This window comes from Paraburkholderia sp. MM5384-R2 (genome assembly GCF_014201025.1).
Lineage (GTDB): Bacteria > Pseudomonadota > Gammaproteobacteria > Burkholderiales > Burkholderiaceae > Paraburkholderia > Paraburkholderia tuberum.
The window spans coordinates 1-21,794 of record NZ_JACHDI010000028.1; the positions used below are offsets into that span (position 1 = coordinate 1).

The 21,794-nt window shown below is 63.7% G+C and carries 21 protein-coding genes; 4 read left to right on the top strand and 17 right to left on the bottom strand.

The window, feature by feature from the left end:
* The first annotated feature begins 232 nt into the window (after positions 1 to 232).
* Positions 233 to 1,552 (top strand): IS4 family transposase, encoded by a 1,320-nt coding sequence (locus HDG37_RS31480; RefSeq protein WP_184054628.1) that lies wholly within the window; start codon positions 233 to 235, stop codon positions 1,550 to 1,552.
* Between the two features lie 201 nt (positions 1,553 to 1,753).
* On the opposite strand, the gene HDG37_RS31485 is transcribed toward HDG37_RS31480, so the two are convergent.
* The 10 genes from HDG37_RS31485 to HDG37_RS31530 form a co-directional block, all read right to left on the bottom strand.
* Positions 1,754 to 2,392, bottom strand: a complete 639-nt coding sequence (locus HDG37_RS31485; protein WP_311541671.1) for a TetR/AcrR family transcriptional regulator — start codon at positions 2,390 to 2,392, stop codon at positions 1,754 to 1,756.
* Positions 2,393 to 2,735: 343 nt separating this feature from the next.
* Positions 2,736 to 3,146, bottom strand: a complete 411-nt coding sequence (locus tag HDG37_RS31490) for a putative quinol monooxygenase (protein WP_311541672.1) — start codon at positions 3,144 to 3,146, stop codon at positions 2,736 to 2,738.
* A 107-nt stretch (positions 3,147 to 3,253) separates the two neighbouring features.
* The gene (locus HDG37_RS40485; protein ID WP_184054491.1) at positions 3,254 to 3,637 is read right to left on the bottom strand and encodes an SMP-30/gluconolactonase/LRE family protein; all 384 of its coding nucleotides are present in this window, start codon (positions 3,635 to 3,637) and stop codon (positions 3,254 to 3,256) included.
* A gap of 37 nt (positions 3,638 to 3,674) precedes the next feature.
* Positions 3,675 to 4,553 carry an SDR family NAD(P)-dependent oxidoreductase gene (locus tag HDG37_RS31500; RefSeq protein WP_260335172.1) on the bottom strand — a complete coding sequence of 293 codons (879 nt, stop codon included), beginning with the start codon at positions 4,551 to 4,553 and terminating at the stop codon, positions 3,675 to 3,677.
* Positions 4,554 to 4,639: 86 nt separating this feature from the next.
* On the bottom strand, positions 4,640 to 4,951 hold the full coding sequence (locus tag HDG37_RS31505; RefSeq protein ID WP_184054493.1) for an NIPSNAP family protein: 312 nt from the start codon (positions 4,949 to 4,951) through the stop codon (positions 4,640 to 4,642).
* Between the two features lie 44 nt (positions 4,952 to 4,995).
* Positions 4,996 to 5,445 carry a CoxG family protein gene (locus tag HDG37_RS31510; protein WP_184054495.1) on the bottom strand — a complete coding sequence of 150 codons (450 nt, stop codon included), beginning with the start codon at positions 5,443 to 5,445 and terminating at the stop codon, positions 4,996 to 4,998.
* A 9-nt stretch (positions 5,446 to 5,454) separates the two neighbouring features.
* Positions 5,455 to 6,336, bottom strand: coding sequence for an NAD(P)-dependent oxidoreductase (locus tag HDG37_RS31515; RefSeq protein ID WP_184054497.1), 882 nt, complete (start codon positions 6,334 to 6,336; stop codon positions 5,455 to 5,457).
* A gap of 14 nt (positions 6,337 to 6,350) precedes the next feature.
* Positions 6,351 to 8,705 carry a xanthine dehydrogenase family protein molybdopterin-binding subunit gene (locus HDG37_RS31520; protein WP_184054499.1) on the bottom strand — a complete coding sequence of 785 codons (2,355 nt, stop codon included), beginning with the start codon at positions 8,703 to 8,705 and terminating at the stop codon, positions 6,351 to 6,353.
* Positions 8,698 to 9,186, bottom strand: coding sequence for a (2Fe-2S)-binding protein (locus HDG37_RS31525; protein WP_184054500.1), 489 nt, complete (start codon positions 9,184 to 9,186; stop codon positions 8,698 to 8,700). The genes HDG37_RS31520 and HDG37_RS31525 overlap by 8 nt, the downstream gene beginning before the upstream one ends.
* A gap of 7 nt (positions 9,187 to 9,193) precedes the next feature.
* Positions 9,194 to 10,066 carry a xanthine dehydrogenase family protein subunit M gene (locus tag HDG37_RS31530; protein WP_184054502.1) on the bottom strand — a complete coding sequence of 291 codons (873 nt, stop codon included), beginning with the start codon at positions 10,064 to 10,066 and terminating at the stop codon, positions 9,194 to 9,196.
* A 785-nt stretch (positions 10,067 to 10,851) separates the two neighbouring features.
* Here HDG37_RS31530 and HDG37_RS31535 point away from each other — a divergent pair.
* The 3 genes from HDG37_RS31535 (at position 10,852) to HDG37_RS31545 (ending at position 13,945) form a co-directional block, all read left to right on the top strand.
* Positions 10,852 to 11,694 (top strand): PadR family transcriptional regulator, encoded by an 843-nt coding sequence (locus HDG37_RS31535; RefSeq protein ID WP_184054504.1) that lies wholly within the window; start codon positions 10,852 to 10,854, stop codon positions 11,692 to 11,694.
* A 64-nt stretch (positions 11,695 to 11,758) separates the two neighbouring features.
* A complete protein-coding gene (locus tag HDG37_RS31540; protein ID WP_184054506.1) occupies positions 11,759 to 12,595 on the top strand; it encodes a siderophore-interacting protein in 837 nt (278 codons plus the stop codon).
* A gap of 66 nt (positions 12,596 to 12,661) precedes the next feature.
* Positions 12,662 to 13,945: an MFS transporter gene (locus HDG37_RS31545; RefSeq protein ID WP_184054508.1), complete on the top strand. Its 1,284-nt coding sequence runs from the start codon at positions 12,662 to 12,664 to the stop codon at positions 13,943 to 13,945.
* A gap of 48 nt (positions 13,946 to 13,993) precedes the next feature.
* On the opposite strand, the gene HDG37_RS31550 is transcribed toward HDG37_RS31545, so the two are convergent.
* From HDG37_RS31550 to mmsB, 7 genes are all read right to left on the bottom strand, one after another.
* Positions 13,994 to 15,088, bottom strand: coding sequence for an AI-2E family transporter (locus HDG37_RS31550; RefSeq protein ID WP_184054510.1), 1,095 nt, complete (start codon positions 15,086 to 15,088; stop codon positions 13,994 to 13,996).
* A 248-nt stretch (positions 15,089 to 15,336) separates the two neighbouring features.
* The gene (locus tag HDG37_RS31555) at positions 15,337 to 15,519 is read right to left on the bottom strand and encodes a CsbD family protein (protein ID WP_184054512.1); all 183 of its coding nucleotides are present in this window, start codon (positions 15,517 to 15,519) and stop codon (positions 15,337 to 15,339) included.
* Between the two features lie 179 nt (positions 15,520 to 15,698).
* Positions 15,699 to 16,976: a hypothetical protein gene (locus HDG37_RS31560; RefSeq protein ID WP_221312201.1), complete on the bottom strand. Its 1,278-nt coding sequence runs from the start codon at positions 16,974 to 16,976 to the stop codon at positions 15,699 to 15,701.
* Positions 16,976 to 18,619, bottom strand: a complete 1,644-nt coding sequence (locus HDG37_RS31565; RefSeq protein WP_184054516.1) for a hypothetical protein — start codon at positions 18,617 to 18,619, stop codon at positions 16,976 to 16,978. The genes HDG37_RS31560 and HDG37_RS31565 overlap by 1 nt, the downstream gene beginning before the upstream one ends.
* A gap of 300 nt (positions 18,620 to 18,919) precedes the next feature.
* Entirely contained in the window at positions 18,920 to 20,083 is a 1,164-nt protein-coding gene (locus HDG37_RS31570; protein WP_184054518.1) for an enoyl-CoA hydratase/isomerase family protein, read from the bottom strand.
* Positions 20,080 to 20,880 (bottom strand): enoyl-CoA hydratase, encoded by an 801-nt coding sequence (locus tag HDG37_RS31575; RefSeq protein ID WP_184054520.1) that lies wholly within the window; start codon positions 20,878 to 20,880, stop codon positions 20,080 to 20,082. The genes HDG37_RS31570 and HDG37_RS31575 overlap by 4 nt, the downstream gene beginning before the upstream one ends.
* On the bottom strand, positions 20,877 to 21,794 hold the full coding sequence (gene mmsB / locus HDG37_RS31580) for a 3-hydroxyisobutyrate dehydrogenase (RefSeq protein ID WP_184031442.1): 918 nt from the start codon (positions 21,792 to 21,794) through the stop codon (positions 20,877 to 20,879). The genes HDG37_RS31575 and mmsB overlap by 4 nt, the downstream gene beginning before the upstream one ends.

The following is a 21,794-nucleotide window of genomic DNA, read 5'->3' on the forward strand; positions in this document are numbered from 1 at the left end:
GGTCTTTGGTGTCCTGTGCACCACCGCTGATTCTCTGCCTTAAGGAGCTTTCATGCTTGGGGGCGATGCCGATCTAAATCATGAAAGGTTATACACATTTCGTTGTCCGCGCCGCCCGCGCCAGCAAGCCGTTTACATTCAATGACTTGGAGGCTGGGCTTGTAAACTTTGGCCGAATCGCGTCTACTCTTGCAATTTGGGCGGGCGCGTGACGAAGGCTGCACAGCAGTGGATCGAGCAGGAATTTGCGGGGCTGGACCTTGGCGACGCCCGCCTGGACAGGAGGGCAAAGAAATTGATGGAACGACTTGCGGCCAATCCGACGGCCAGTATCCCGCAGGCGTGCGATAGCTGGAGCGAGACGTGCGCAGCGTACCGTTTTTTGCGCAATACGGATGTGGCCTGGGAAGCCATACTGGAGCCGCATTGGGCGAGCACGCAGGAACGCATGCGCAGCCGGTCGGTGGTGCTGTGCATCCAGGACACGACCGAGCTTGATTTCAACGGCCAGGACATCGACGGGCTGGGGCCGTTGAACTACGAAGCAAGGCGCGGGCTGTACTTGCACCCCACCTATGCGGTGACGACCGAACGCGAACCGCTGGGCGTGCTCGACGCGTGGATGTGGGCGCGTGAGGAGCTTGATGCCGATGGCGTTCGTCCTGGTCCGAAAGAAAGCACACGCTGGGTCGAAGGCTACGAGCGCGTGGCGGAAATGGCGCCGGACATGCCGCACACGCGACTGGTGTACGTGGCCGACCGCGAGGCCGACATGGTGCAAATGATGCGCCGGGCCAGCGAGCTGGGCACGCCGGCGGACTGGCTGGTGCGCGCCAAACATGACCGCTGTTTGCCCGGCGGCGACGGCGCCAGGCTGTGGGCGAGTACAACCAGCGCTGAGCCCTTGGGTGAAATCACCTTCGTGACCGGCGCCCGCGAGACTCAGAAGAGTCGCACCGTGCGCCAGCAACTGTGGGCTCGCGAAGTCGAGATCGCGGACGGCGAGCGCGGCAAGATCAAGGTTCACTGCGTAATCGCACGCGAAGTCGGGGCGCCCGCTGGCATCAAGCCGATTGAGTGGCGTTTGCTGACCAACCGAGCCGTCGCAACCCAAGAAGAAGCGGTCGAACTGATCAATTGGTACCGGGCGAGATGGGAAATCGAAATCTATTTCCATGTCCTCAAGAATGGCTGCGAAGTCGAGACCCTGCAATTGGCCGCTGTCGACCGGATTGAGCGCGCGCTGGCCTTGTTCCTGGTGGTGGCTTGGCGCGTGACGTATTTGATGCGCAAAGGCCGAACCTGCCCGGATCTGGATGCCGCCTTGTTCTTCGATCCGGACGAAATTCGTGGCGCCCATCTGCTGGCAAAAAAGAAGATGCCGGCGACGCCGCCCACTGTGAATGAGGTCGTGCGGCTGATTGCGCAAATCGGTGGTTTCCTCGGCCGAAAGAGTGACGGTGAGCCGGGCGCCAAGACCATCTGGCGAGGGCTCGATCAGGTACTCGCTGCCGCTGACACGCTACGCGCGCTCCGCGAAGGGCTCGGCTAATGACTTCTGTATAACGCTATGGGCTTTGCCGCCTCGTCATAATCCGCCGCGAGTTGAAATGAGCAGCCGCCACGGCGCCTGCGCGGCAACGCAGTTCAATTTCTCAGGATCATATCGTCACCTGACGAGTTGCACTGGAGACGACTCGGACGATCGCAGCGATAACACCGGCGAGTCGCCCGGCGCCGACTCGCAATGCGTTTATAGCGCAGGCAGCAGGCTCGGCAGGCTCGTCAGGAAGGCGCGCACGTGCATGGCAATCACCGCTGCGGCGGGCATGCTGTTTTCATTCGAATAGATGCGGCGGCGAATCGCCAGATGAGACACGGCGCCATGTAACAGCCAACCCACTTCGCCCAGTTGAGTCGGGTCGGCGGGCATGCGTAGACCCAGTTCATACGCGGTCTCCGTGACGATGATCTCGAGCGCATGGCTGACGATCGCGTTCGTATAGGCCGGCGCCGTGTGCAGGCCCTCGAGCGACGAATAAAGGAAGAGCCTCAGCCAGCGGCGCGTCAGGAGCGTGTCATAGTACTCGCAATAAAAGCGGTTGAGTCGGCTTTCAATCGGCACACTTCGGTCTTGCAATTGAACAAACCAGATTGCGTCGAAGATTCCGACGACTTCCCGCTTGTAGACTTCATCAATCAAAGCGGCCTTGCTCGGGAACAGGCTATATAACAAGCGTTGCGATACGCCGCAGGCTTCCGCGATGGCGCGGGTCTGTGCGCCGAGACCATGCTCCGCGAAATATTCCGCGGCCTTCTCCAGCACGCGCGCCTGACGCTCGGCGCGCGGCAAACGCTGCGGCGCTTTTTTCATCGGCCGCTTGACCGCCACGCGGTCGGCGCCGGTTCCACGGCTCGGCTTCTCGATAGTCCCTTTGGTCTTCATAGCTCCCTACGCTCTCGGATTATAGCTATTATCATCACATGACGATTTACGTTTTGATAAAGTACACACCCCGGCCGTGGGCGGTAGCCCGCGCTGCCCTGCGTGACCCTCGCATTATCGCAGCCGTTGCGAAGCGAGCGTCGTCCTTGCTGCTGCCAACTAACCTGGAACCGGATGTTCGTCCATGTCCGCGTTGCCACGGAGGCATCGTGATGGGAGTCGGCGTGACGGCGCCCGCATTGGCATCGAATCCCGCCCAGCCGATGGCGGGCCGCCACGAACGCTCTCTTTAGCAAGCCTGAAGCACGTTGATGACGCGGCTCACGAGCAACGGGCGCGTATTGTGTCCATATTCGGCCATATGCGCAGAGGCCCCGTGCGCCCTCAACGCTTGCGCGCTTTCCCAGCGCTCGATGACAGCGAACGTGTCCTTGCCGAGCGGTGTCTGAATCGTCCCGAACTCAGGTACGTCGATGACGGCCTCGTAGCTGATGCACCCCTCTTCGGCCAATACCGCCGGCCGGTTCTTGTTGAAAAGTGCCAGCACGGCTTCGCGTTGACCGGGCTGTGCGGTGATTGTGGCAATGACATGGATCATCCGGGTACTTCTCCTTTTCTGTTTCGGCGCCGATCGCCGCGTGAAATCATAGCCGCGTTTGCGTACGTTTGCTGAAAGAGCCTCATCGAGTTCAGACCGCACTTCCGACGTGGCTCGTCAGCGATTCGATCCGTCACTACATCGCGACGCTCAGCACGCTCTTGCCTATCTGAACATGACAGCGGCGTAATGCAGAGGTCAGCCTCGCGTCACCCCATCTGCGGACAATGGAGCTTACTCACCCTCGGGGCGGTGGCGCGGCGAGCGCCGCCAAAGCACAGGTTCGCACAGCGTTCAGGCAGCGCGATGCGGCCGATGGCCTCGCCGTCCGGTGCGAACACCATCACGCCGTTCAACGTCGGTCCTGTACCCCAGCCGGCCCACAGATTGCCGTCGGTGTCGCAGCGAAAGCCATCCGGCGCGCCGTGCTCGCCGCCGCCGAACCACACGGGCCCTTCACCAAAGCGCATTCCAGTCGCAAGGCGCTCCACTGCGGCATGGGTAATGCGGTATTTCAGAAAGCGCGGATCGAGGACCTCCACCGACGGATCGGGATAGGTTTCGCTCTGTCGCCACCTTGGAATCTCTACCATCTCCCATCTTCCACTTGCGATTTGCGGGGCGGGCAAGTCAGTCGTTCTTCCGGATATACGCTGCGAACGCCTGCTCGTAGTCCGGATGCCAACGCGATAGCGCCGGGCGATTCTCTACAATGTCTCCCGCAGCCCAAAGGATGCGTCGCTCGTCGAGGGAGCGAGGCACATCGTTGTCGGGGCACAGAATGTAGAAATCGCCGGCACCCAGTCGCTCGATCATGAAATCGACAGTCTGCTCGGGCGTCCAGGCAGCGGCCGGTTTCTCGGTACGACCTTGAGCGGCAAGCTCCGTAAATACAAAGCCAGGGATCAGCAAATGCGCGCTGATCCGGCAGCCCGGCGTATTGCGCAACTCGTGCTGCAGTGCTTCGGTAAACGCCTTCAGGCCGGCCTTGGAGACGTTATAAGCCGGGTCGCCGGGCGGCGTCGTGATGCCCTGCTTCGAACCGGTGTTAATGACGAGGCCCGGGCGTCCGCGCGCGATCATCGCGGGCACGAAGGTCCGAGTGCCACGAATGACACCCCATAGGTTGACGTCGAGCACCCGATCCCAGTTAGCGGCCGCTCCGAACATGGCGCTACCCGGTTGAATCCCCGCATTGTTCATGAGGATATCCGTGCCGCCGAAGCGATCCCGAACCGCTGCTTCGAGGCGGCTCAGGTCTTCGAGGCGGCTGACGTCCGTCTCGACGGCCAGTACCTCCTTCGCACCTTCAGCAGCCACGCTGGCAATCGCCTGCGTCGCATGCGCCAGGCGGTCCTCACCCAGATCCGCAATGCACACGCGAAGCCCGAGCTGCGCAAACCGCTTCGCAGCAGCGAGTCCAATGCCGGCAGCGCCGCCTGTCACGACGGCGACGGCTCCGGGAGTGAAAGTAAAGTGTGTCATCAATAGTCCTTTCTGATTCGTCATAAAATGTCAGCCCGCCACCTCACAAGCAGACCGCCAAACGGCAGGTACGTCGATAGGTCGCGCGGCCGGGAAATTCGGCACTCACCTCAGTCCATTGGGCAAAACGGCACTGGCGACAGAAACACCGATTCCTGATGGACGAGATACGGCAGGATGCGCGGCGTGAAAGCTTGCCAGCGTGGATCGGCTGCGAGTTTCGCGCGCTGCGCGGCCCGATGCGCGTAGTCCTCGTAGCCCCAGCAAAACACGATCGAGTTCAACGTGCCTGAGTCCTTCGTCCAGCAACCCTTGAGGCGGGCGTACTGACTGATGATGCCAAGCCCTTCGCGCTCGTAGATGTCCAGGAACTCGCCTGTCTTTCCCGCCGTAATCTGATATGTACGCATTTCTATCAGCATGATTCCCTCTGTTTCGATCGGTACTCTTTCACAGCACGGCGCCATCAGACCGCGTGGCTTTCGACATGCGCCTTCAGCGCGCTGAAGAACTCATCGAGATTCTTGCTCGCGGCAGACTGAATCAGGCGCGACCCCACGCTCATCAGCTTCCCGCCAATCTCGACGTCAGCGTCGTACACCAGCACGGTCGTATCCCCCTGCGCTTCAAGTTGCAGGCGCGCCGTGACTTTGGCAAAACCCAGCGCACCCGCACTGCCCATACCGACAATCGTATAGGCCCTGGGCGGATCGAGATCCGACAATTCGACGTTGCTTTTGAAGGTCGCCGCCATTGGGCCGACGCGAATCTGCACGGTCGATTCGAAATGCAGGTCGTCGAGCCTCTTCAGCGCTTTGCAGCCAGGCAGGCATGCTTCGAGTACTACGGGATCGTTCAATGCACGCCATGCGGCGTCAGGGGGCACGGGCAGGATGGTTTGATCTGTCAGCTTCATCGTCGCCGCTCAGCGCTCGTAGAGTTTGAACAGCGCCTGCGTGCCGTTGCGCGCGCAGCCCCGCTCGGCCAACTCCTGGTACATTACGCGCACCAGTTCCAGACCCGGCAATTCACGTCCCATGCTCCGCGCTTCCTCGTGCGCAATCCGCATGTCCTTGATGAAATGCTCGATGAAGAAACCGGGTGCAAAATCGCCCTTGGCAATACGCGGCCCCAGGTTGTTCAGCTGGAATCCACCCGCCGCGCCTCCGCCAATCGCGCTCAATACGGTGTCGGCATCCAGGCCGGCGCTGTGCGCATAGGCGAGCCCTTCGCACACGCCCATCATCGTCGACGCAACGACGATCTGATTGCACAGCTTCGTGTGCTGACCCGCTCCCGGGCCGCCTTGCAGGACGATGTTGGTGCCGAGGCAGCGCAACATCGGTTCCACGCGTGCGAGCACAGCGCTTGCGCCGCCGACCATGATCGACAGGCGCCCTTCGCGCGCACCGATGTCGCCGCCCGATACCGGCGCATCCAGCATGTGCACCCCGCGCTCAGCGGCGTGCGCGGCCAACTCTTCGGCCAGTTTTGGACTCGACGTCGTCATGTCGACCAGCACCGCATCGCGCCGCGCATGCCCGATCAGACCGTCGTCGCCCAGATATAGGGTGCGGACGTCCGCGGGGGTGCCGACAACCGTGAACACGACGTCCGATACTTCGGCGAGCGCCCGCGGGGTCGCTTGCCATGTCGCGCCGGCCTCGATGAGCGGCTCAGCCTTCGCACGCGTACGGTTATAGACATGCAGCGGATAGCCGGCGGCGGCGAGCCGCGAGGCCATCGAGAAACCCATGATGCCAAGGCCGATAAAGCCAATCGCGGGTCTGCCTGTAGATTGATTCATGATGGTTGGTCCGTTCAGAGTTTGTCGCGCAGCAAGTCGCGCAATAGCATGGGAGTCAGTGGATGACGGTCGGCAACGACGCCAAATGGCGCAAGCGCATCATTGACCGCGTTGGTCAATGCGCCGATCGCTCCCATCACCCCGCCTTCGGCCATCCCCTTGATGCCGGCCGCCGTCGACTTGCCAGGCGTATGCAGCGGGATGATCTCGAGGTTGGGCAATTCAGTTGAAGTGGCGATCAGGTAGTCGGCGAGTGAGCCGGTCACGTTCTGTCCTGAGTCGTCGTAACGCATCTGCTCGAACAGCGCGCCCGACAGTCCCATCGCCACGGCGCCATGCTGCTGCCCTTCCACCACGGTGGGATTGAGCAGCGTGCCGCAGTCTTCCGCGATGACGTAACGCGCGATGCGGATTGCGCCGGTCCAGACGTCCACCTCGATCTCGCATCCATGAGCCGCATTCGAATAGGTCATGGCCGGAGGGTCGTAAGTCAGGTGAAATTCAAGGCCCGGCGTCAAACCTTGCGGCAACGCGGTTGGATCCAGATACGCACGGCGGGCGACGTCGGCGAGCGTCAAACCCGTGTCGATCCACTCGTCCGCGCGACGACGCTCGATTCTCGCGTCGATCAGGCGCAGCGACTGCTCGTCAGACAAACCAAGGCAACCGGCGGCGATCGCGAGCACCTTGCGGCGTGCGTCGAGTGCGCACAGGTAAAGCGCGCCGCCGCCTGCCGTGCCGCTGCGGGCGCCACGACTGCCCATACCGTATGGTGCGATATCGGTGTGGCCCATATGAATGCGCACGCTCGACGGCGGCACGCCCAGGCCCTCCGCCACCGCGTTGGCCATCGCGCTTTCATAGCCCTGGCCGCTGGGCCCTAGACCGACCGACGCGTTCACCACCCCGCCCGGTTCGATACGGATCCAGCTTGCTTCGTGCCCCGAACCGGGAATTCCCGCGGCCTTATAGAAGCGCGAACCATACGTGGTCGGTTCCACCACGTTGCACAGGCCAAGCCCCAGGTAATGGCCAGTTGCGCGCGCCGCCTGCTGGCGCTCGCGAAAGCCCGCGTAGTCGAGCGCCGACAGCAAGGCCTCGAACGTCTGGGTCGGCGTGATGTCGTCCAGACATTCTCCCGTAGCAGTGCGGTACGGCAGTTCTGCCGGACTCAGCAGGTTGCGCCGGCGTACCTCGACCGGGTCGAGTGCCAGTTCCCGCGCAATTGCATCCAGCGTGCCGTCCATCACCCAGCTGGTGATGGACATCGGCGCGCGCATCGGTGCATTGCCACATTTATGACTGAGCACGACCTTCACATCAAAAGCGTAGTCCTGCAGCCGGTACGGTCCGCTCAGGATCATCGCAACGACGCGCGCCAGATAGTTGGCAGGAAAGAAGCAATAGGCGCCAAAGTCTTCGCGGAGTTCGAGTTCGAGAGCGAGCAGGGTGCCGCGCTCATCGACCGCTGCGCGGGTGCGGCAGAAGTCCTCACGTGAATTGGCGGCGGCCGTCAGGTTCTCGAGGCGATCCTCACGCCAGCGCACGGGCCGTTTCAATTGGCGAGCCAGCGCAGCAACCGTCAACTCTTCGCGGTACAAGGCGATTTTCTGTCCGAACGCTCCACCGACATCGGGCGAAATCACGGTCACCTGAGACTCGTCGAGCTTGAGGCGCTGCGCCAGTTGAGTGCGCAAAGGATGTGGCACCTGCGTTCCAATATGGAACGTCAGGTGGTTCCGTCCGGCGTCCCAGACCGCTGCACAGCCGCGGGTTTCGATCGGCACATGGGTCTGGCGCTGCTGCTGGAAGGTCGCTTCGACTATCCGGAAGGCCCAGCTGTTGGCGCGCTCAGGGTCGCCATGCACGTAGGTCTGGTGCGAGACCAGGTTGCCTGGCACAGCCGGGTCGACTTGCGCCGCGTTGGGCGCGAGCGCCCGCCACATGTCTGTCACCACGGGCAGCGGTTCGAACTCGACGAGCACCTGCTCGGCGGCGTCTTCAGCGAGGTACCGATCCGTCGCGACGACGCAAGCCACCAGATCGCCCTGAAAACGCACTATGTCCACTGGCATCGTCGCAAATTCGACGGGCTTCAGTCCTTCGACGGGTGGTGCGACACGGAACGGTGTAGTCCACTGCGCGAGTTCCACGCCCGTGATGACGGATACGACGCCGGGCATCGCGACGGCGCCGTGAATATCGATGGAGACGATCCGCGCATGCGCGTGCGGCGAGCGAACAAAGCACACGTGAAGGGCACCGGGTATCTCGATGTCGTCGAGATACCGGCCATAGCCGGTCAGCAGCCGATAGTCTTCGGTGCGAGGCGTCGCTTTGTTGAGGTAACGAAACGTCTGCTCAGACATCGACCGTCTCCGCGCGCATCCGCTCGGCCGCGAGCAGGATCGCCCGCACGATGTTCTGATATCCGGTACAGCGGCACAGATTGCCCGACAGCACCTCGCGCACCTGGGCCTCGGATGGGCACGGGTTCTCGCGCAGGTACGCTTCAAATGTCATGACGATGCCGGGCGTGCAGAAACCGCACTGCAGACCGTGGCACTCATGCAGCGCCTGCTGGAGCGGCGACAGACGACCGTCTTGCGCGACCGCCTCGATGGTCGTGATCTGCGCTTCATCCATCTGCACGGCGTAAGCCAGACATGAGCGTGCCGGGCGGCCATCGATCAACACGGTGCATGCGCCGCACACACCGTGCTCGCATCCGACATGCGTGCCCGTCAGCCGGCAATCTTCGCGCAGCACATCGGACAATAGCTTGCGAGGCTCGCAATGCACTTCATGGCGCGCACCGTTCACACTCAGGTAAATTGCTGTCTTTTCCATGAACGGCCTAATCGGGTTGCGTAACGCCGGCGGTTATCCGCTGCAATGCTCGCGCGATGAGCGCCTTGACGAGATCGCGCCGATACGCGGCGCTAATGCCTGGCTGATCGTGCACCTCGACGGCGTTTGCGACTGCCTCGGCAATCCTGCCGACGCTCGGCGCATCGGCCGTTTCGCCGACGAATCCCGCAGCGAGGTCGTCAAGCACCAGCGGCACATCTGCCACACCGCCTACGCCGATCCGCAACGAGGCGAACCTGTCATCCGCGAGCACGGCGGTGACAGCGCAAGCCGCGATCGCGAAATCGCCGTGCCGTCGGCTAAATGCTTCGAAGGCATGCCGCTCGCCGGACAACGCCGTCGGAAAGCGCACCGTGCGAATGATTTCGTCGACCGCCAGATCGGTGTTCATCACCGCGATCAGAAACTGTGCCGCCGACACCTGTCGGCTGCCGGCCGGCCCGACAATCTCGATGCGTGCGCCTAGCGTGCTCGCAATGAGCGGTAATTGCGCCGCGGGGTCCGCATGCGCGAGACTGCCGCCGAGTGTCCCGCGCTGTCGGATGGCGTAATGTCCGATCGTCGCCGCCGCTTCAGCCAGTAGCGGGCAAGCAGCGCGTACTGTGTTGCTGGTGGCCAGTTCGTGATGGCGCGTCATTGCGCCGACCGCTAGCGTATCGGGTTCAAGCGTGACGCCCTTGAGTTGAGGCAGCGCATTCAGATCGACCAGGTGCGCCGGTTGCGCGAAGCGCATATTCATCATCGGCGCGAGGCTTTGTCCTCCGGCGATCAGCTTGGCGTCAAAACCGTGAAGAGCAAGAAGCGACAGCGCGTCGTCGAGCGTGTGCGGCCGGTGATACGAAAACGCGGTGGGCTTCATACGCGTTGCGCCTGCGCACTCAGGCTGCGATTCCGGGCGAAGACCGGCAACCCGCGACAGCCCCCGCCCGCCGGTAACCGAGGCAATCGACGACGGCCATTCCCGATTCGCTTGACGCTGCTCATGAGTCGCTCCAGCCGCGTGCGCGGCGCTGTTCACCCCGTGGGATAGCTACCGCTTCAGCCATCGTATTGGCAGCGAGGATATCGCCGATAAATTAGATCGTCAATTGACGACTACATTTCCATGAGCAGGCGCGACGTCGATCCAGCATGCAAGCTGGTGTATTGGCCTGTTTGTAAGGAAAATCGCGATGTGGCGTTTTTTATCGGCCGTTTGATTGGCGCGGTTTTTCAAATACGTCTTCACATGACGACTTATGATTTGATAGAGGACATCGTCCGCAAGCATGAACCGGTGTCGCCATGCTCCCGGTCTAGCCATGCACTATCTCAGTGCCATCGCGAAGCGAGCTTCATCTGTGTCATCTGATTCGCGAGCGGCTACCTGCTATTTTTGGCGGCGGGACAGGCGGCCGGATCAACTACGGTCTGCCGGTGTTCGTTTTGCCTTCCGAAGCAGTCTCGGGAGATGCCAAAGCATGTTGGCTTCAATGGACGAAAGATCGATCGAGGTTCCAAACCAAAAAACCAAGGCGACCGAGCGACCTTTCGCGATCCCGCAGACTTTGTTGTGCGCTCATAAGATCGCAAAAAGAGTTTGACAGACAATCTTAAGATATATATCTTAAGATGCATCTTACGACACTCACAGGAGAGTCCCAGATGCGTCATCCTCGTCATTTTTGCGGTCCGCGCGGCGCGCGCGACCGTTTTCATGCCGGTTTCCGCCTTCCGTCGCCGCAGGCGAGCGAAGTCGCCGGCCTGGGCGCCTCCGAAGCATGCGCTTCCTCCGGCGCCCGCCACCACTACCTGCTGCACGTTTTGCGTCACGCCTTTGGCCGCCATCACGAGTGGCGCTTCGGCGGCCGTGGCTCGCGCTTCGGCGGTGGTTTCGGCGGTCCGGGCAGATACGGTGGCGGCGGCCCCGGCGGCTTCGGCGGCGACGGCGATGGTTTCCCGCGTGGCCGCAAATTCAGCTCCGACGATCTGCAACTGCTGCTGCTATCGCTGATCGAAGCGCAGTCGAGTCACGGCTACGAGTTGATCAAGGCGCTCGAAACGCGCTCGAACGGCTTCTATAGTCCGAGCCCCGGCATGGTCTATCCAGCGCTGACCTATCTCGAAGAACTCGGCTACGTCACCGTGCAGCTCGAAGGCAACCGCAAGCGCTATGAGCTGGCGGATGCGGGCCGCGAATATCTGGCCGCGAACCGCGAGCGCGTCGAGCTGATGCTCGCGCGACTCTCGCATATCGCACGCAAGATGGATTCGGTGCGCCGCGCGTTTGCCGGCGAGGAGCCGGCCGACGTCAGCGAAGGCGGCTGGGTGCCCGAGCTGAATGAAGCGCGCCGCACGCTGAAGAACGCGCTGCTGCGCCGGGACAACGCGCCGGCCGACGAACAGCGCCGCATCGCAGCGATCCTGATGCGCGCGGCCAAAGAAATCGAAGGCGGCAACCGTGGCGACATCGCAAAGCCCGGCAACGACAGCGAGCCGACCGCCTGACAACGCGCGCCCGTCCACGAGGCGACCCGCGCGTCCTCCCGAACCAAACCGGAGCATCGCCCACATGCAAGAGCAACCCACTCGCCCTGATCTCGCCGTGCATCGCGTACGGCATCCGTTGAAGTTTCGTCTGCTGCAGGTCAAGCAGGTGCGCGCGCTGACGCCGCACCTGGTTCGCGTGACCTTCACCGGCGCCGATCTGGACGACTTCGTCTCAGCCTCGTTCGACGATCACATCAAGGTCTTCTTCCCCGACCCCGGCGCCGACAAACCTACGCTGCCGCAAGCCGACCCCGACGGCCCGGTGTTCCCGGAAGGCAAGCGGCCGACCGCGCGCGATTTCACGCCGCGCCGTTTCGATCGCGACGCCCGCGAGCTCGACATCGAGTTCGCGATGCACGACGCGGGCCCCGCGGCGACGTGGGCCGCGCAGGCGCAGGTGGGCCAATATCTGGGCGTCGGCGGCCCGCGCGGTTCGCTGGTGATTCCGACCGGCTTCGACTGGCATCTGCTGATCGGCGACGACACCGCGCTGCCCGCGATCGCGCGCCGTCTCGAAGAGTTGCCGGCCGGTACGCGCGTCGCCGCGGTGATCGAGGTCGCCGATCCGTCGGCGCGCATCGAGTTCACGACGCAGGCCGAGGTGCATCTGGTCTGGTGCTATCGCAGCGAAGCCAACACGCAAAACGGCACGCGCGGCGAAGCGCTGTTGCACGCGGTGCGCGATACCTGGCTGCCGGTGAACGGTGAAGGCTATGTGTGGGCCGCCGGCGAAGCGGCGACGATCCGCGCGGTGCGTCAACATCTGTGCGGCGAGCGCGGCGTCGACAAGGCGCGGATTCGCGCGGCCAGCTACTGGAAACAGGGCGCGGTCGCGGTCCACGAAACGATCGACGACTGAGCTTCTGCTCGCGTGGCGCGCGGCATTAGCGGCGTACTTCGAACAACAACTAAAGGAAATCCACCGATGTACTCAATCACTGCACGGCACGAGCGTCGTTTGTTGTGGCTGCTCGCGCTCACGCAGTTCACGATCATCATGGACTTCATGGTGATGATGCCGCTCGGCCCGCAGATCATGAGCGCGTTCCAGATCGCGCCGGCCGCGTTCGCGACGGCCGTATCCGCGTATTCGTGGTGCTCGGGGCTCTCGGGCCTGTTCGCGGCGACCTATATCGACCGCTTCGACCGGCGCCGTCTGCTGCTCACCATTTACGCGCTGTTCGCGCTGTCGAACCTCGCGTGCGCGCTCGCGTCGAGCTTCGCGCTGCTGCTCGCCGCGCGCGCGTTCGCGGGCATCACGGGCGGCGTGCTCGGCTCCGTGATCATGGCGATCGTCGGCGACGTGATCCCGTTGCAACGGCGCGGCGCCGCGACCGGCACGATCATGACCGCGTTCTCGCTCGCGGCGATCGCCGGCGTGCCGGCCGGCGTGATGCTCGGCGCGCAGTTCGGCTGGGCGGCGCCGTTCTTCCTGCTGGTCGCGTTGTCGCTGCTGGTGTGGTTCGCGGCCTCGCAACAGGTGCCGTCGCTGGCCGCGCATCTGAGCCGCCGGCAGCCGCCGCTCGCGGAAGTACTGCCCGAGCTGTGGCGCCTGCTGAGCAACCGAAGCCATCTGAACGCGTTCGCGCTGACGTTCATGATGATGATCGCGCACATGCTGGTGATCCCGTTCATAGCGCCGATGCTGGTCGCCAATCACGGCGTCGCGCCGCGACAGCTGTCGTGGCTGTACATGGCCGGCGGTGCGGCGACCTTCTTCACGTCGCGCCTCGTCGGCAGATTCGCCGACCGCTTCGGCACGCAGCGCGTGTTTCGCTGCGCGGCGCTGCTGTCGTTCGTGCCGGTGCTGTTCATCACGCATCTGCCGAACCTGCCGTTCTACGCGCTCGTGCTGTTCTTCCCGTGCTTCCTCGTGTTGATGAACGGCCGCATGGTGCCGATGCAGGCACTGCTGACCACGGTCCCCGAGCCCGCGCGACGCGGTGCGTTCCTGAGCGCGAACAGCGCGCTGCAGGCGCTCGGCACCGGCACTGGCGCGTGGCTCGGCGGCTTGATGCTGAGCACGTCGGCTGATGGCCGCATCGCCGGGTATGGAACCGTCGGCTGGGCGGCGGTGGCGGTCGCATGCGCGGCGGTGCTGTGGGTCTCGCGCGTGAAGGGCGTGCCGCGCGAAGTGGCGGCGGCCAGCGCCGCTGGCGCGAGGATGCCTCGCGCCGGCATCGAAGCTAACATCGCTGGAGAAGGTTAGCGATGCCAGGCAGCGCGCGGTGTCGCTGCGCCAACTGCGAGCCGCGCGCTACGCCTCGTCGTCGGCGCTGCCCGTCAGCGCGCGCCGCGCAGCTTCGCCCTGCCCGTGCGACGCCGAGTAAAACACGCGTGCCCGGCCGATCACGATCTTCAGCGTCGCGATCACGGGCACCGCGAGAAAAATCCCAGCGACGCCGCCAAGCTGATCGCCCGCGAGCAGTCCGACGATCACCAGAAACGGACTGACCTCGACGCCTTCGCTCATCAGATACGGATTGAGCACGTAGTCCTGGAACAGCCGGTACAGCCCGATAAAAATCACGAGCCACAACAGGTGCGGATAGCCGCTGAACACGGCGACCACGAGCGTGATCGCGACCGCGGCAAGCGGCCCCGCGAACGGCACGAATTCGAGCAGCCCCGCGCTGACCGCGAGCAGAAACGCGTACGGCACGCCGAGCAGCGAGAACACCACGCCGTAGCTAAATAGCGTGGCGAGCGACAGAAACAGCAGCGCGCGCACGTACTTCGACAGCAGCACGTTCAGATCGACGACGATCTCGTTCCACAGCACGCGATGCCGGCTGTTCAGCAAACCCAAAAACGCGTCGCGCATCCGTTCGCCGTCCTTGATCAGCAGGAAGCTCAGGATCGGAATCAGCACCAGGTAGATCAGGTTGCTCGCCGCGTGGACGACGCCGAGCCCGAGGCTGCGCGCCAACGGCACGGCGTTGTCCGAGCCGGTCTCGATCTGGCTGCGCACGAAATCGACGATCCGCTCGCGCAGCGGTTCGAGAAAATGCGGAAGCGGAAAACGGTTCGGCACATCGGTGCGCAGCAGCGCGGGCAGTTGCGTGAAGAGGCGCGTCGCCTGATCCTGCAATTCCACGCCGAACAGTGAGCCAACCACCGCGAGCAGCGCGACCACGACGACGAACACGACCGCGATCGACACGACGCGCGGCATGCGGCGCGGCCTCACGCGTTCGACCAGCACCACCATCGGGTAGATCAGATAGCTGAAAAACACCGCGAACACGACGACGAGCACCGTCGTCGACGCGATATAGATGAGGAAAAATAGCAGCGCGAGCAGAGACGCGGTCCAGACTTTCCTGGCCGCGCCGACGTCGAATCCCAGCATGAAGCGTCCTCGAATGGGCGATGCGGCGCCGGCGCGACGAGTGCGCCGGCTGACTCTGGACCGTAACAGAAATTTACACGTTCCGTATGTCGAACGCCGCGCCGCGAGGGCGCGACGCGGCGAGCACCGGCGGCGTGCGAGGCGCTACGCACGCGCTGCGTCACTGCACGGCTTGCGTGCCTGACTTGATGCGCCCGAAACCGGGGGGCGGGATAAATGAAGCTGCGGGTACGTGAAGTTTCGGCTCGCTAACTCTTCACACGCTCTCGTACCTGTTCGGTTTCTTCGCCGATTCTCGCCTGTATCCTCCCGGCTATTTTTTCGGCCGCTCCTTCGGCCTGTTTCGCGCGATTGCCGGTGACCTTGCCAATCGCTTCCTTGACCGAGCCCTTGAGCTCCTTCGCTGTACCTTCTACACGATTCCTGTCCATGGTGCCTTCCTGCCAGGTTTGACTGTGGAGTTGCCTGCTGGCGTTGCAACGAAACAGCCAACGTACGGCGCGACGCGCCTCGTTATGGCGCGGATCGCTTCGCCAGAGGCGATCCGCGTCGGAGCAACCATAAAAATCCTAGCATCCGGCGTTCCCGATACCCAGTGCGCCGCGCATCGTCACCTCACCGTGACGGTGTCCTTCGCGGCGTCGTTGGCGGCATCCTTGCCGTGAGCCGGATCAGGATGATCATCTTTCGCGCCATGAAAGATATGCTTGAAAAGTTCCTTGTTCTTTGCGCCATTCAAGAGGTTTCGCAGCGCGGCTTCCTCATCGGCCGGCTTGAACGAAAGCACTCTCTTGCGGTAGCGCTCCCTGCGTTCATCGAGCATGTAACTCGCCGGTAGCGGCAGTTCGCGGCTGCCCACGTCGAGATCGATGCCTTCGAAGGTCAGCAGCCCCGCATCGTGATTGATGAAGCACGCGGGAGGCTTGGTCCGGTCGATCACGTAGACGCACTGCTTCTGCAGATTGCCGGCGTCGGGCAGCTTGCCGCGGAAGATCTTGTCACGCAGGAACGCGCACATTTCTTCCCAGCACTCCTCGGTGGATTTTCCCGCCGCGCAGGACCGCAAAATTTCGGTCTTCAGAATGGCCTCTGGCACGGCATAGTAAATCGGATAACCCGCCCTCAGGTAAAGTTGCAGTTGCAACACTTCGTAACAGCGGCCCAACGCATGGATCGACGGCACGAGCAAAGACCGTTCATCCGACTCGTCGCCTTCGGTGGGTCCGGTCGCCGTCTGACTGCGGATCGACGGATGTTCCGGCAGCCCGGAATTCTCCGGTTCCGGCTGTCCGCCGCCCCACAGGATCAGATCGCGAAACAGGATCATCGGCAGGAACGAATGGACGATCAGATCCGTCGACGCCCTGCGTTTGGCGCGCTCGTTCGCATCGGCTTGCACCGGCAGCGTGGGATGCCACTTGCGCGACGAGCGCACGATATCGCCGATCGCCTTCGCCACGCAGATGCCGTTCGGCAGCCCGCCGCCCTCCTCGTCGGCCCAGGTCTGCACCAGGTCCCACGGCTCGCCAATCGGCACGCCGAGAAAGTAAAGACCGAGCGACACCGCCGTCAGCAACTCGACGTAGAACTGATTCGCCTGATATGGCGCCGCAGGAATGCCCCGCATCAACTGCGAATCGGCGAGCAGCTTCTTGCCCGATCCGACCTTGCACAGCGCGCCGGCGCAGTGCTTGAGCCGGTCGACGAGACCGCGCACGTCGCGACCGGCAAGCGGCGACTGCCCGCCGACCAGATGGTGTCTGACCATCAGCGAGATCGGCGTCGTGAAGTTCGACCGGTCCGTGTTTTTCGTCGGCACCACGATGGACATCACCAGGTCGCTGATGATCTCCAGGTCGGCCAGCATCGCATCGATGGAAGTAGTCATCACTCGACCTCCGCTGCTATCTCTTCGATCGACGGATCGTATTGGCCGTCGATGGCCGCCGTCTGCCTCGACTCGGACGTGGCGATGATCGCCACGGCATCCCGGATCAATCCCTTGCAGCGCGCGGCCAACACTCGCTTGCGAATTCCCGATGGCGCGTCTCCTTCGTTCGCCCATTCCTTGAATCCGAGTCTTTCGAGTACGTGATCCTCGTTCTGTCCGAAGGTGGCCGCGCCGTCCGCGGGTATGGCCTGATGGGCATCGGTCAGGCAGGTGCAGATGTACTCCTCGACGGTCGGGCCACGCGCCGCCAGCGTTTGAATTTCACGCTTGGCCCAGCGGGCGAGCGATACCGAGATCTCATCCATGTCGTGCGTCAGGTTGCGCACCTTGACGTCCTTGCCGCGATCGTCGCCGAGAATCTGATAGACGGTCCGGTCGACCACATGCAGCCACAGCGAAGTCTGCGCAATGCGGATCTTGTGTTCGCACACGACGTCTTTCGAGTCGGCCTCGAGCGCGCGCCGTACGTGCCACAGCACGACGTAATGCCATACGAGTCCAATGAACTTGCCGAAGAAGAGTGCCTTGTCCTGCATCGAGCCGTCGTCGAACTCGGGATATTCGAGGGGCGTCACCAGCGTCATCTTCGTGCGCGCACCTTCCTTCAAGGTCCGATAGAGCGTCGCCGCGGGGCTGCTGCGATAGCCGTCCCAGGACTCGCGCGCCCACCATTGCTTGTCGATATCGAAGAAACGATAGATCGAAAAAATGCCTTTTTCTGACTCCTGAACGTTCGCCGCGCCGCCGTGAGCCTGGTGCGCCGCGCCCGGCTGCAAGCGCTTCCTCTCCTCTGCGCGGGACTGGTCGTGGTTCGGGTCGCGATAGGCGTCGTAAATCACGCGAAGACCATAGCGGGTTCCCATCGCGTTATCGATGCTGGCCACCTTGTCGCTGAGCTCCTTGCGGATGGTCTCGAGCACCGCTTCCTGCTCGTCGACGAGCTTGCGTTGCTGCTCGAGCGCGCAATAGTGTTCCGCGGCCACGTAAATGGCGGCGAGCGCCAATGCGAGTACGACCGCATCGGTATAGCCCTCCCATATCTCTCCGCCGAACAGCAATACCGCGGGGACGTAGCAGAACACCGGAATGCACCAGCGCGACGCGAACCAGCTTCGCAGGATGCCGACTACACCCTTCGAGCGGGAGTCGACGTCGGGAGCGGCCTCGCCTTCCTCTTCCGCGATACGCTTCTTCTCCTCGAACTCGCGCTCCGCAATGGTCCGCGCCCGTTCGTCTTCTCCACGGCAAATGTGGACATAAAACACGAGGAACGTGAAGGCCGTGACCAGCAACGCAAGCAGCCAGCTCTCGCCCATGCTGGTTGCGCGATCCGCGTCGCTGACTTCCTTCATCACCGCGGCGATCTTTTTAACGCACTCGATGCCGGGAGGAAAGCAATCCGCATCCGGCACGCGATGCGAAAAGGTCACCACCCAGTAGATACCGCTGCCCACCAGAACCGCAATGCCGCCTAGCGCGGTGAGGACGAGCTTTCTTGCATGAGGACCCTGCTCGAGGTGGGAAGCGGGTTTGTCGCCGAAGGGTTTGGAGCGGCGATTCTCATCTGACGGCTTTTCCATACGCATTGCCTCCTGATCGATCAAGAGCACGGGAATGCGGGAAACGGTGACGTATAAACGCACCGTAGGTCGGACGAGCGCCGTGATGAGGGCTGCGAGCAGGCTTTGCCGGTCGGGACGGAGCTTAACTATCTATCTAAGATCGCGCCCGGAAAGATGTCAATTGGCGCGCGTAGTCTGTGTACGCCAGACCACAATTGGCACCGGCGGCTGATGGGCGGGACATGCCAAGCAGACCTAAGGGCGGGCGCGGGTGCGCCGGGCCGCGCGCCCCGCGCGGCATGCGATACGCCGCGCAAGTCAGTCGCCATGCTCCGCGCCCAGCGTCGCCAGCGGATGCGCGTCGCCGTGCCAGGGCGAACTCAGGAAATGCCGCACGCGCTCGGGTTGCACATCGGCGAGCGTCGCCGGTGACCAGCGCGGCCGACGGTCCTTGTCGATCAGTTGCGCGCGCACGCCCTCGCGGAAATCGCCTTCCTCGATCGAGCGCTTCACGATGCCGAGCTCCATCCGGAAGCATTCGGCAAGCGTCATCTGCCGGCCGCGCAGCAGCGCTTCGCGCGTCACGTGCAGCATCGTCGGCGAATGGGCGGTCAGTGCGTCGTAGGTCGCTTGCAGCCATTGCCGCACCTCGCGCGGCGGTTCGCGTTCGAGATCCTGACGCAGTGTCGCGACGATGCGCTCGACGCCCGAACGCCGGTCGAAGTGGCGCAGGATCAGTTGCGTCAGCGCGCCGAGCGGCGCGTGCGGCACGATATTGCACGGCGGCTCGAACACGGCGCGCAGCGCGTCGATTCGCTCGCCGTCGTGCGACATGCGCTGCAAACGTTCCTCGAAGCTCGCGAGCCAGTCGGCCGGCACGCACAGGTCGGCCAGTTGCAGGCGCATCGCGTCGGCGCCCGCTAGCGTCGCGCCGGTCAGCCCGACATACAGCGCAAGCTCGGCCGGCATCACGCTCAGAAAGCGGCTCGCGCCGACGTCGGGCACGAAGCCGATGCGCGTCTCCGGCATCGCGATGCGGCTGCGTTCGGTCACGATGCGCAGCCGCGCCGCCTGGCCGAGGCCCATGCCGCCGCCCATCGCGATGCCGTCGAGCAGCGCGACCAGCGGCTTCGGAAACGTATGCAACGCGTAATCGAGCCGGTATTCGTCGACGAAGAACGCGAGCCAGCGTGGGTCGCCCTGCGTCGCGAGCCGATGTACCTCGCGCACGTCGCCGCCCGCGCAAAAGCCCTTGTCGCCGGCGCCCTTCAGCACCAGCGCGACGATCCCGGCATCGGTGCGGCAATGCTCGACCAGCACCGCGAGTTCGCGCACCATCGCGTGCGACAGCGCGTTGAGCGCGGCAGGCCGGTTCAGCGTGATGATCGCCACGCGGTTGACGACGCGAAACAGCACGTCGGGTTCGGCTTGCGGGTTCATCGCGGCGCGCATTTCGACCGCAAAGCCGCGCAAAGTGCTCATCGCTGCGTCTCCTGCGATGCACGGCTCGTCTGCCAGCGCGGCGCGCGTTTTTCGAGGAACGCGTTGACGCCCTCGCGCTGATCGGCGCCATCGAACAGATCGACGAAGCGCTCGCGTTCTAGCGCGAGCGCGGCGGCGCGCGGCACGCCATGCCGCGCCTGATGGATCAGCTCCTTGCTGAAGTTGACCGCCTGCGGGCTCAAACCGGTGACGCGCTGCGCCATGTTCAACGCGGCTTCACGCGCGGCGCCGCGCTCCACCACTTCTTCGACGAGACCGATGCTGAGCGCGGTCGCCGCATCGACGCGCTCGCCGGTCAGAATCATCCGCTTGGCCCAGCCTTCGCCGACGAGCCACGGCAGCGTCTGCGTGCCGCAGCCGCATGGCAGCAGACCGACCGCCGTCTCGGGGAGCGCCAGCACCGCATGCTGCTCGGCGATGCGGATATCGCAGGCGAGCGCGCATTCGAGACCGCCGCCCATCGCAAAGCCGTTGAGCGCCGCGATGACGACGGGCCGCGCGTTCTGCAGCGATTCGAAGGCCGCGCCGAAACGCGCGGCCGCGGTGCGCGCGACTTCGCGATTGCCGTCGGCGAACGTGTTCAGATCGGCGCCCGCGCTGAAAAACTTCGGACCGTCGCCGGTGATCACGAGCGCGCGCACGCGCGCATCGGCGTTCAACTGCTCGACGGTGCGTTGCAATTGCAGCAGACCGTCAGGCGTGAAAGCGTTCGCGGGCGGCCGTTTCAACGTGATCAAAGCAACGGCGCCGTCATGTGCGTAATCGAGGTCGATCATTGCGTGCCTCCCTGGCCGTTACCGCCGCGCTCACGCGAGCGATACAGCTTGATCACCGCCGAAAAGTCCAGGCGCCCCGCGCCGTTCGCGCTCATCGTTTGATAAAGCTGCTGCGCGAGCGCGCCGAGATAGACCGGTTGACGCACGCCGCGCGCGGCATCGGTGGCGAGGCCGAGGTCTTTCAGCATCAGGTCGGTGCCGAAGCCGCCGGTATAGCCGCGCGAGGACGGCGCGGTCTCGATCACGCCCGGCATCGGGTTATACGTGTCCGAACTCCAGCAGCGCCCGGTCGACGTATTGATGATGCTACCGAGCACCTTCGTGTCGATACCGAGCGCCTCGCCGAGCGACATCGCCTCGGCGACGCCCGCCATCGAGATGCCGAGCACGAGGTTGTTGCAGATCTTCGCGACCTGGCCCGTGCCGGTGTCGCCGCAATGCACGATGTTTTTTCCCATCGCCGACAGCACTGGCTTGACCTGCTCGTACGCGCTCGCACTGCCGCCGACCATGAAGGTCAGCGTGCCCGCCGCCGCGCCGCCCGTGCCGCCCGAGACCGGTGCATCGACGAAGTTGTTGCCATGAGCCGCGGCGAGTTCGGCAAACGCTTTCACGCTGGCGGGATCGATCGTGCTCGAATCGATGATCGGCACGCCCGGCGCGATGCCGGCGAGGATGCCGTCGTCCGCGACGAGCACGCTGCGCACGTGAGCCGCGGCGGGCAGCATCGTGATCACGCATTCGACGTCGCTCGCGGCGGCTTGCGGTGAGCGAGCCGGCTGCGCGCCCGCGTCGACGAGCGTGCGCACAGCTTCCGCACTGAGGTCGAACACGTTGAGCGCGTGGCCCGCCTTCAGCAGGTTCAGCGCCATCGGCGCGCCCATATTGCCGAGTCCGATAAAGCCTATTTTCAT

Bases quoted from the DNA above. Each gene is read 5' to 3' on its own strand.
- HDG37_RS40485 (WP_184054491.1), bottom strand. From the start codon at position 3,637: ATGGTAGAGATTCCAAGGTGGCGACAGAGCGAAACCTATCCCGATCCG.
- HDG37_RS31500 (WP_260335172.1), bottom strand. From the start codon at position 4,553: ATGACGAATCAGAAAGGACTATTGATGACACACTTTACTTTCACTCCC.
- HDG37_RS31505 (WP_184054493.1), bottom strand. From the start codon at position 4,951: ATGCTGATAGAAATGCGTACATATCAGATTACGGCGGGAAAGACAGGC.
- HDG37_RS31510 (WP_184054495.1), bottom strand. From the start codon at position 5,445: ATGAAGCTGACAGATCAAACCATCCTGCCCGTGCCCCCTGACGCCGCA.
- HDG37_RS31515 (WP_184054497.1), bottom strand. From the start codon at position 6,336: ATGAATCAATCTACAGGCAGACCCGCGATTGGCTTTATCGGCCTTGGC.
- HDG37_RS31520 (WP_184054499.1), bottom strand. From the start codon at position 8,705: ATGTCTGAGCAGACGTTTCGTTACCTCAACAAAGCGACGCCTCGCACC.
- HDG37_RS31525 (WP_184054500.1), bottom strand. From the start codon at position 9,186: ATGGAAAAGACAGCAATTTACCTGAGTGTGAACGGTGCGCGCCATGAA.
- HDG37_RS31530 (WP_184054502.1), bottom strand. From the start codon at position 10,066: ATGAAGCCCACCGCGTTTTCGTATCACCGGCCGCACACGCTCGACGAC.
- HDG37_RS31535 (WP_184054504.1), top strand. From the start codon at position 10,852: ATGCGTCATCCTCGTCATTTTTGCGGTCCGCGCGGCGCGCGCGACCGT.
- HDG37_RS31540 (WP_184054506.1), top strand. From the start codon at position 11,759: ATGCAAGAGCAACCCACTCGCCCTGATCTCGCCGTGCATCGCGTACGG.
- HDG37_RS31545 (WP_184054508.1), top strand. From the start codon at position 12,662: ATGTACTCAATCACTGCACGGCACGAGCGTCGTTTGTTGTGGCTGCTC.
- HDG37_RS31550 (WP_184054510.1), bottom strand. From the start codon at position 15,088: ATGCTGGGATTCGACGTCGGCGCGGCCAGGAAAGTCTGGACCGCGTCT.
- HDG37_RS31555 (WP_184054512.1), bottom strand. From the start codon at position 15,519: ATGGACAGGAATCGTGTAGAAGGTACAGCGAAGGAGCTCAAGGGCTCG.
- HDG37_RS31560 (WP_221312201.1), bottom strand. From the start codon at position 16,976: ATGACTACTTCCATCGATGCGATGCTGGCCGACCTGGAGATCATCAGC.
- HDG37_RS31565 (WP_184054516.1), bottom strand. From the start codon at position 18,619: ATGGAAAAGCCGTCAGATGAGAATCGCCGCTCCAAACCCTTCGGCGAC.
- HDG37_RS31570 (WP_184054518.1), bottom strand. From the start codon at position 20,083: ATGAGCACTTTGCGCGGCTTTGCGGTCGAAATGCGCGCCGCGATGAAC.
- HDG37_RS31575 (WP_184054520.1), bottom strand. From the start codon at position 20,880: ATGATCGACCTCGATTACGCACATGACGGCGCCGTTGCTTTGATCACG.
- mmsB (WP_184031442.1), bottom strand. From the start codon at position 21,794: ATGAAAATAGGCTTTATCGGACTCGGCAATATGGGCGCGCCGATGGCG.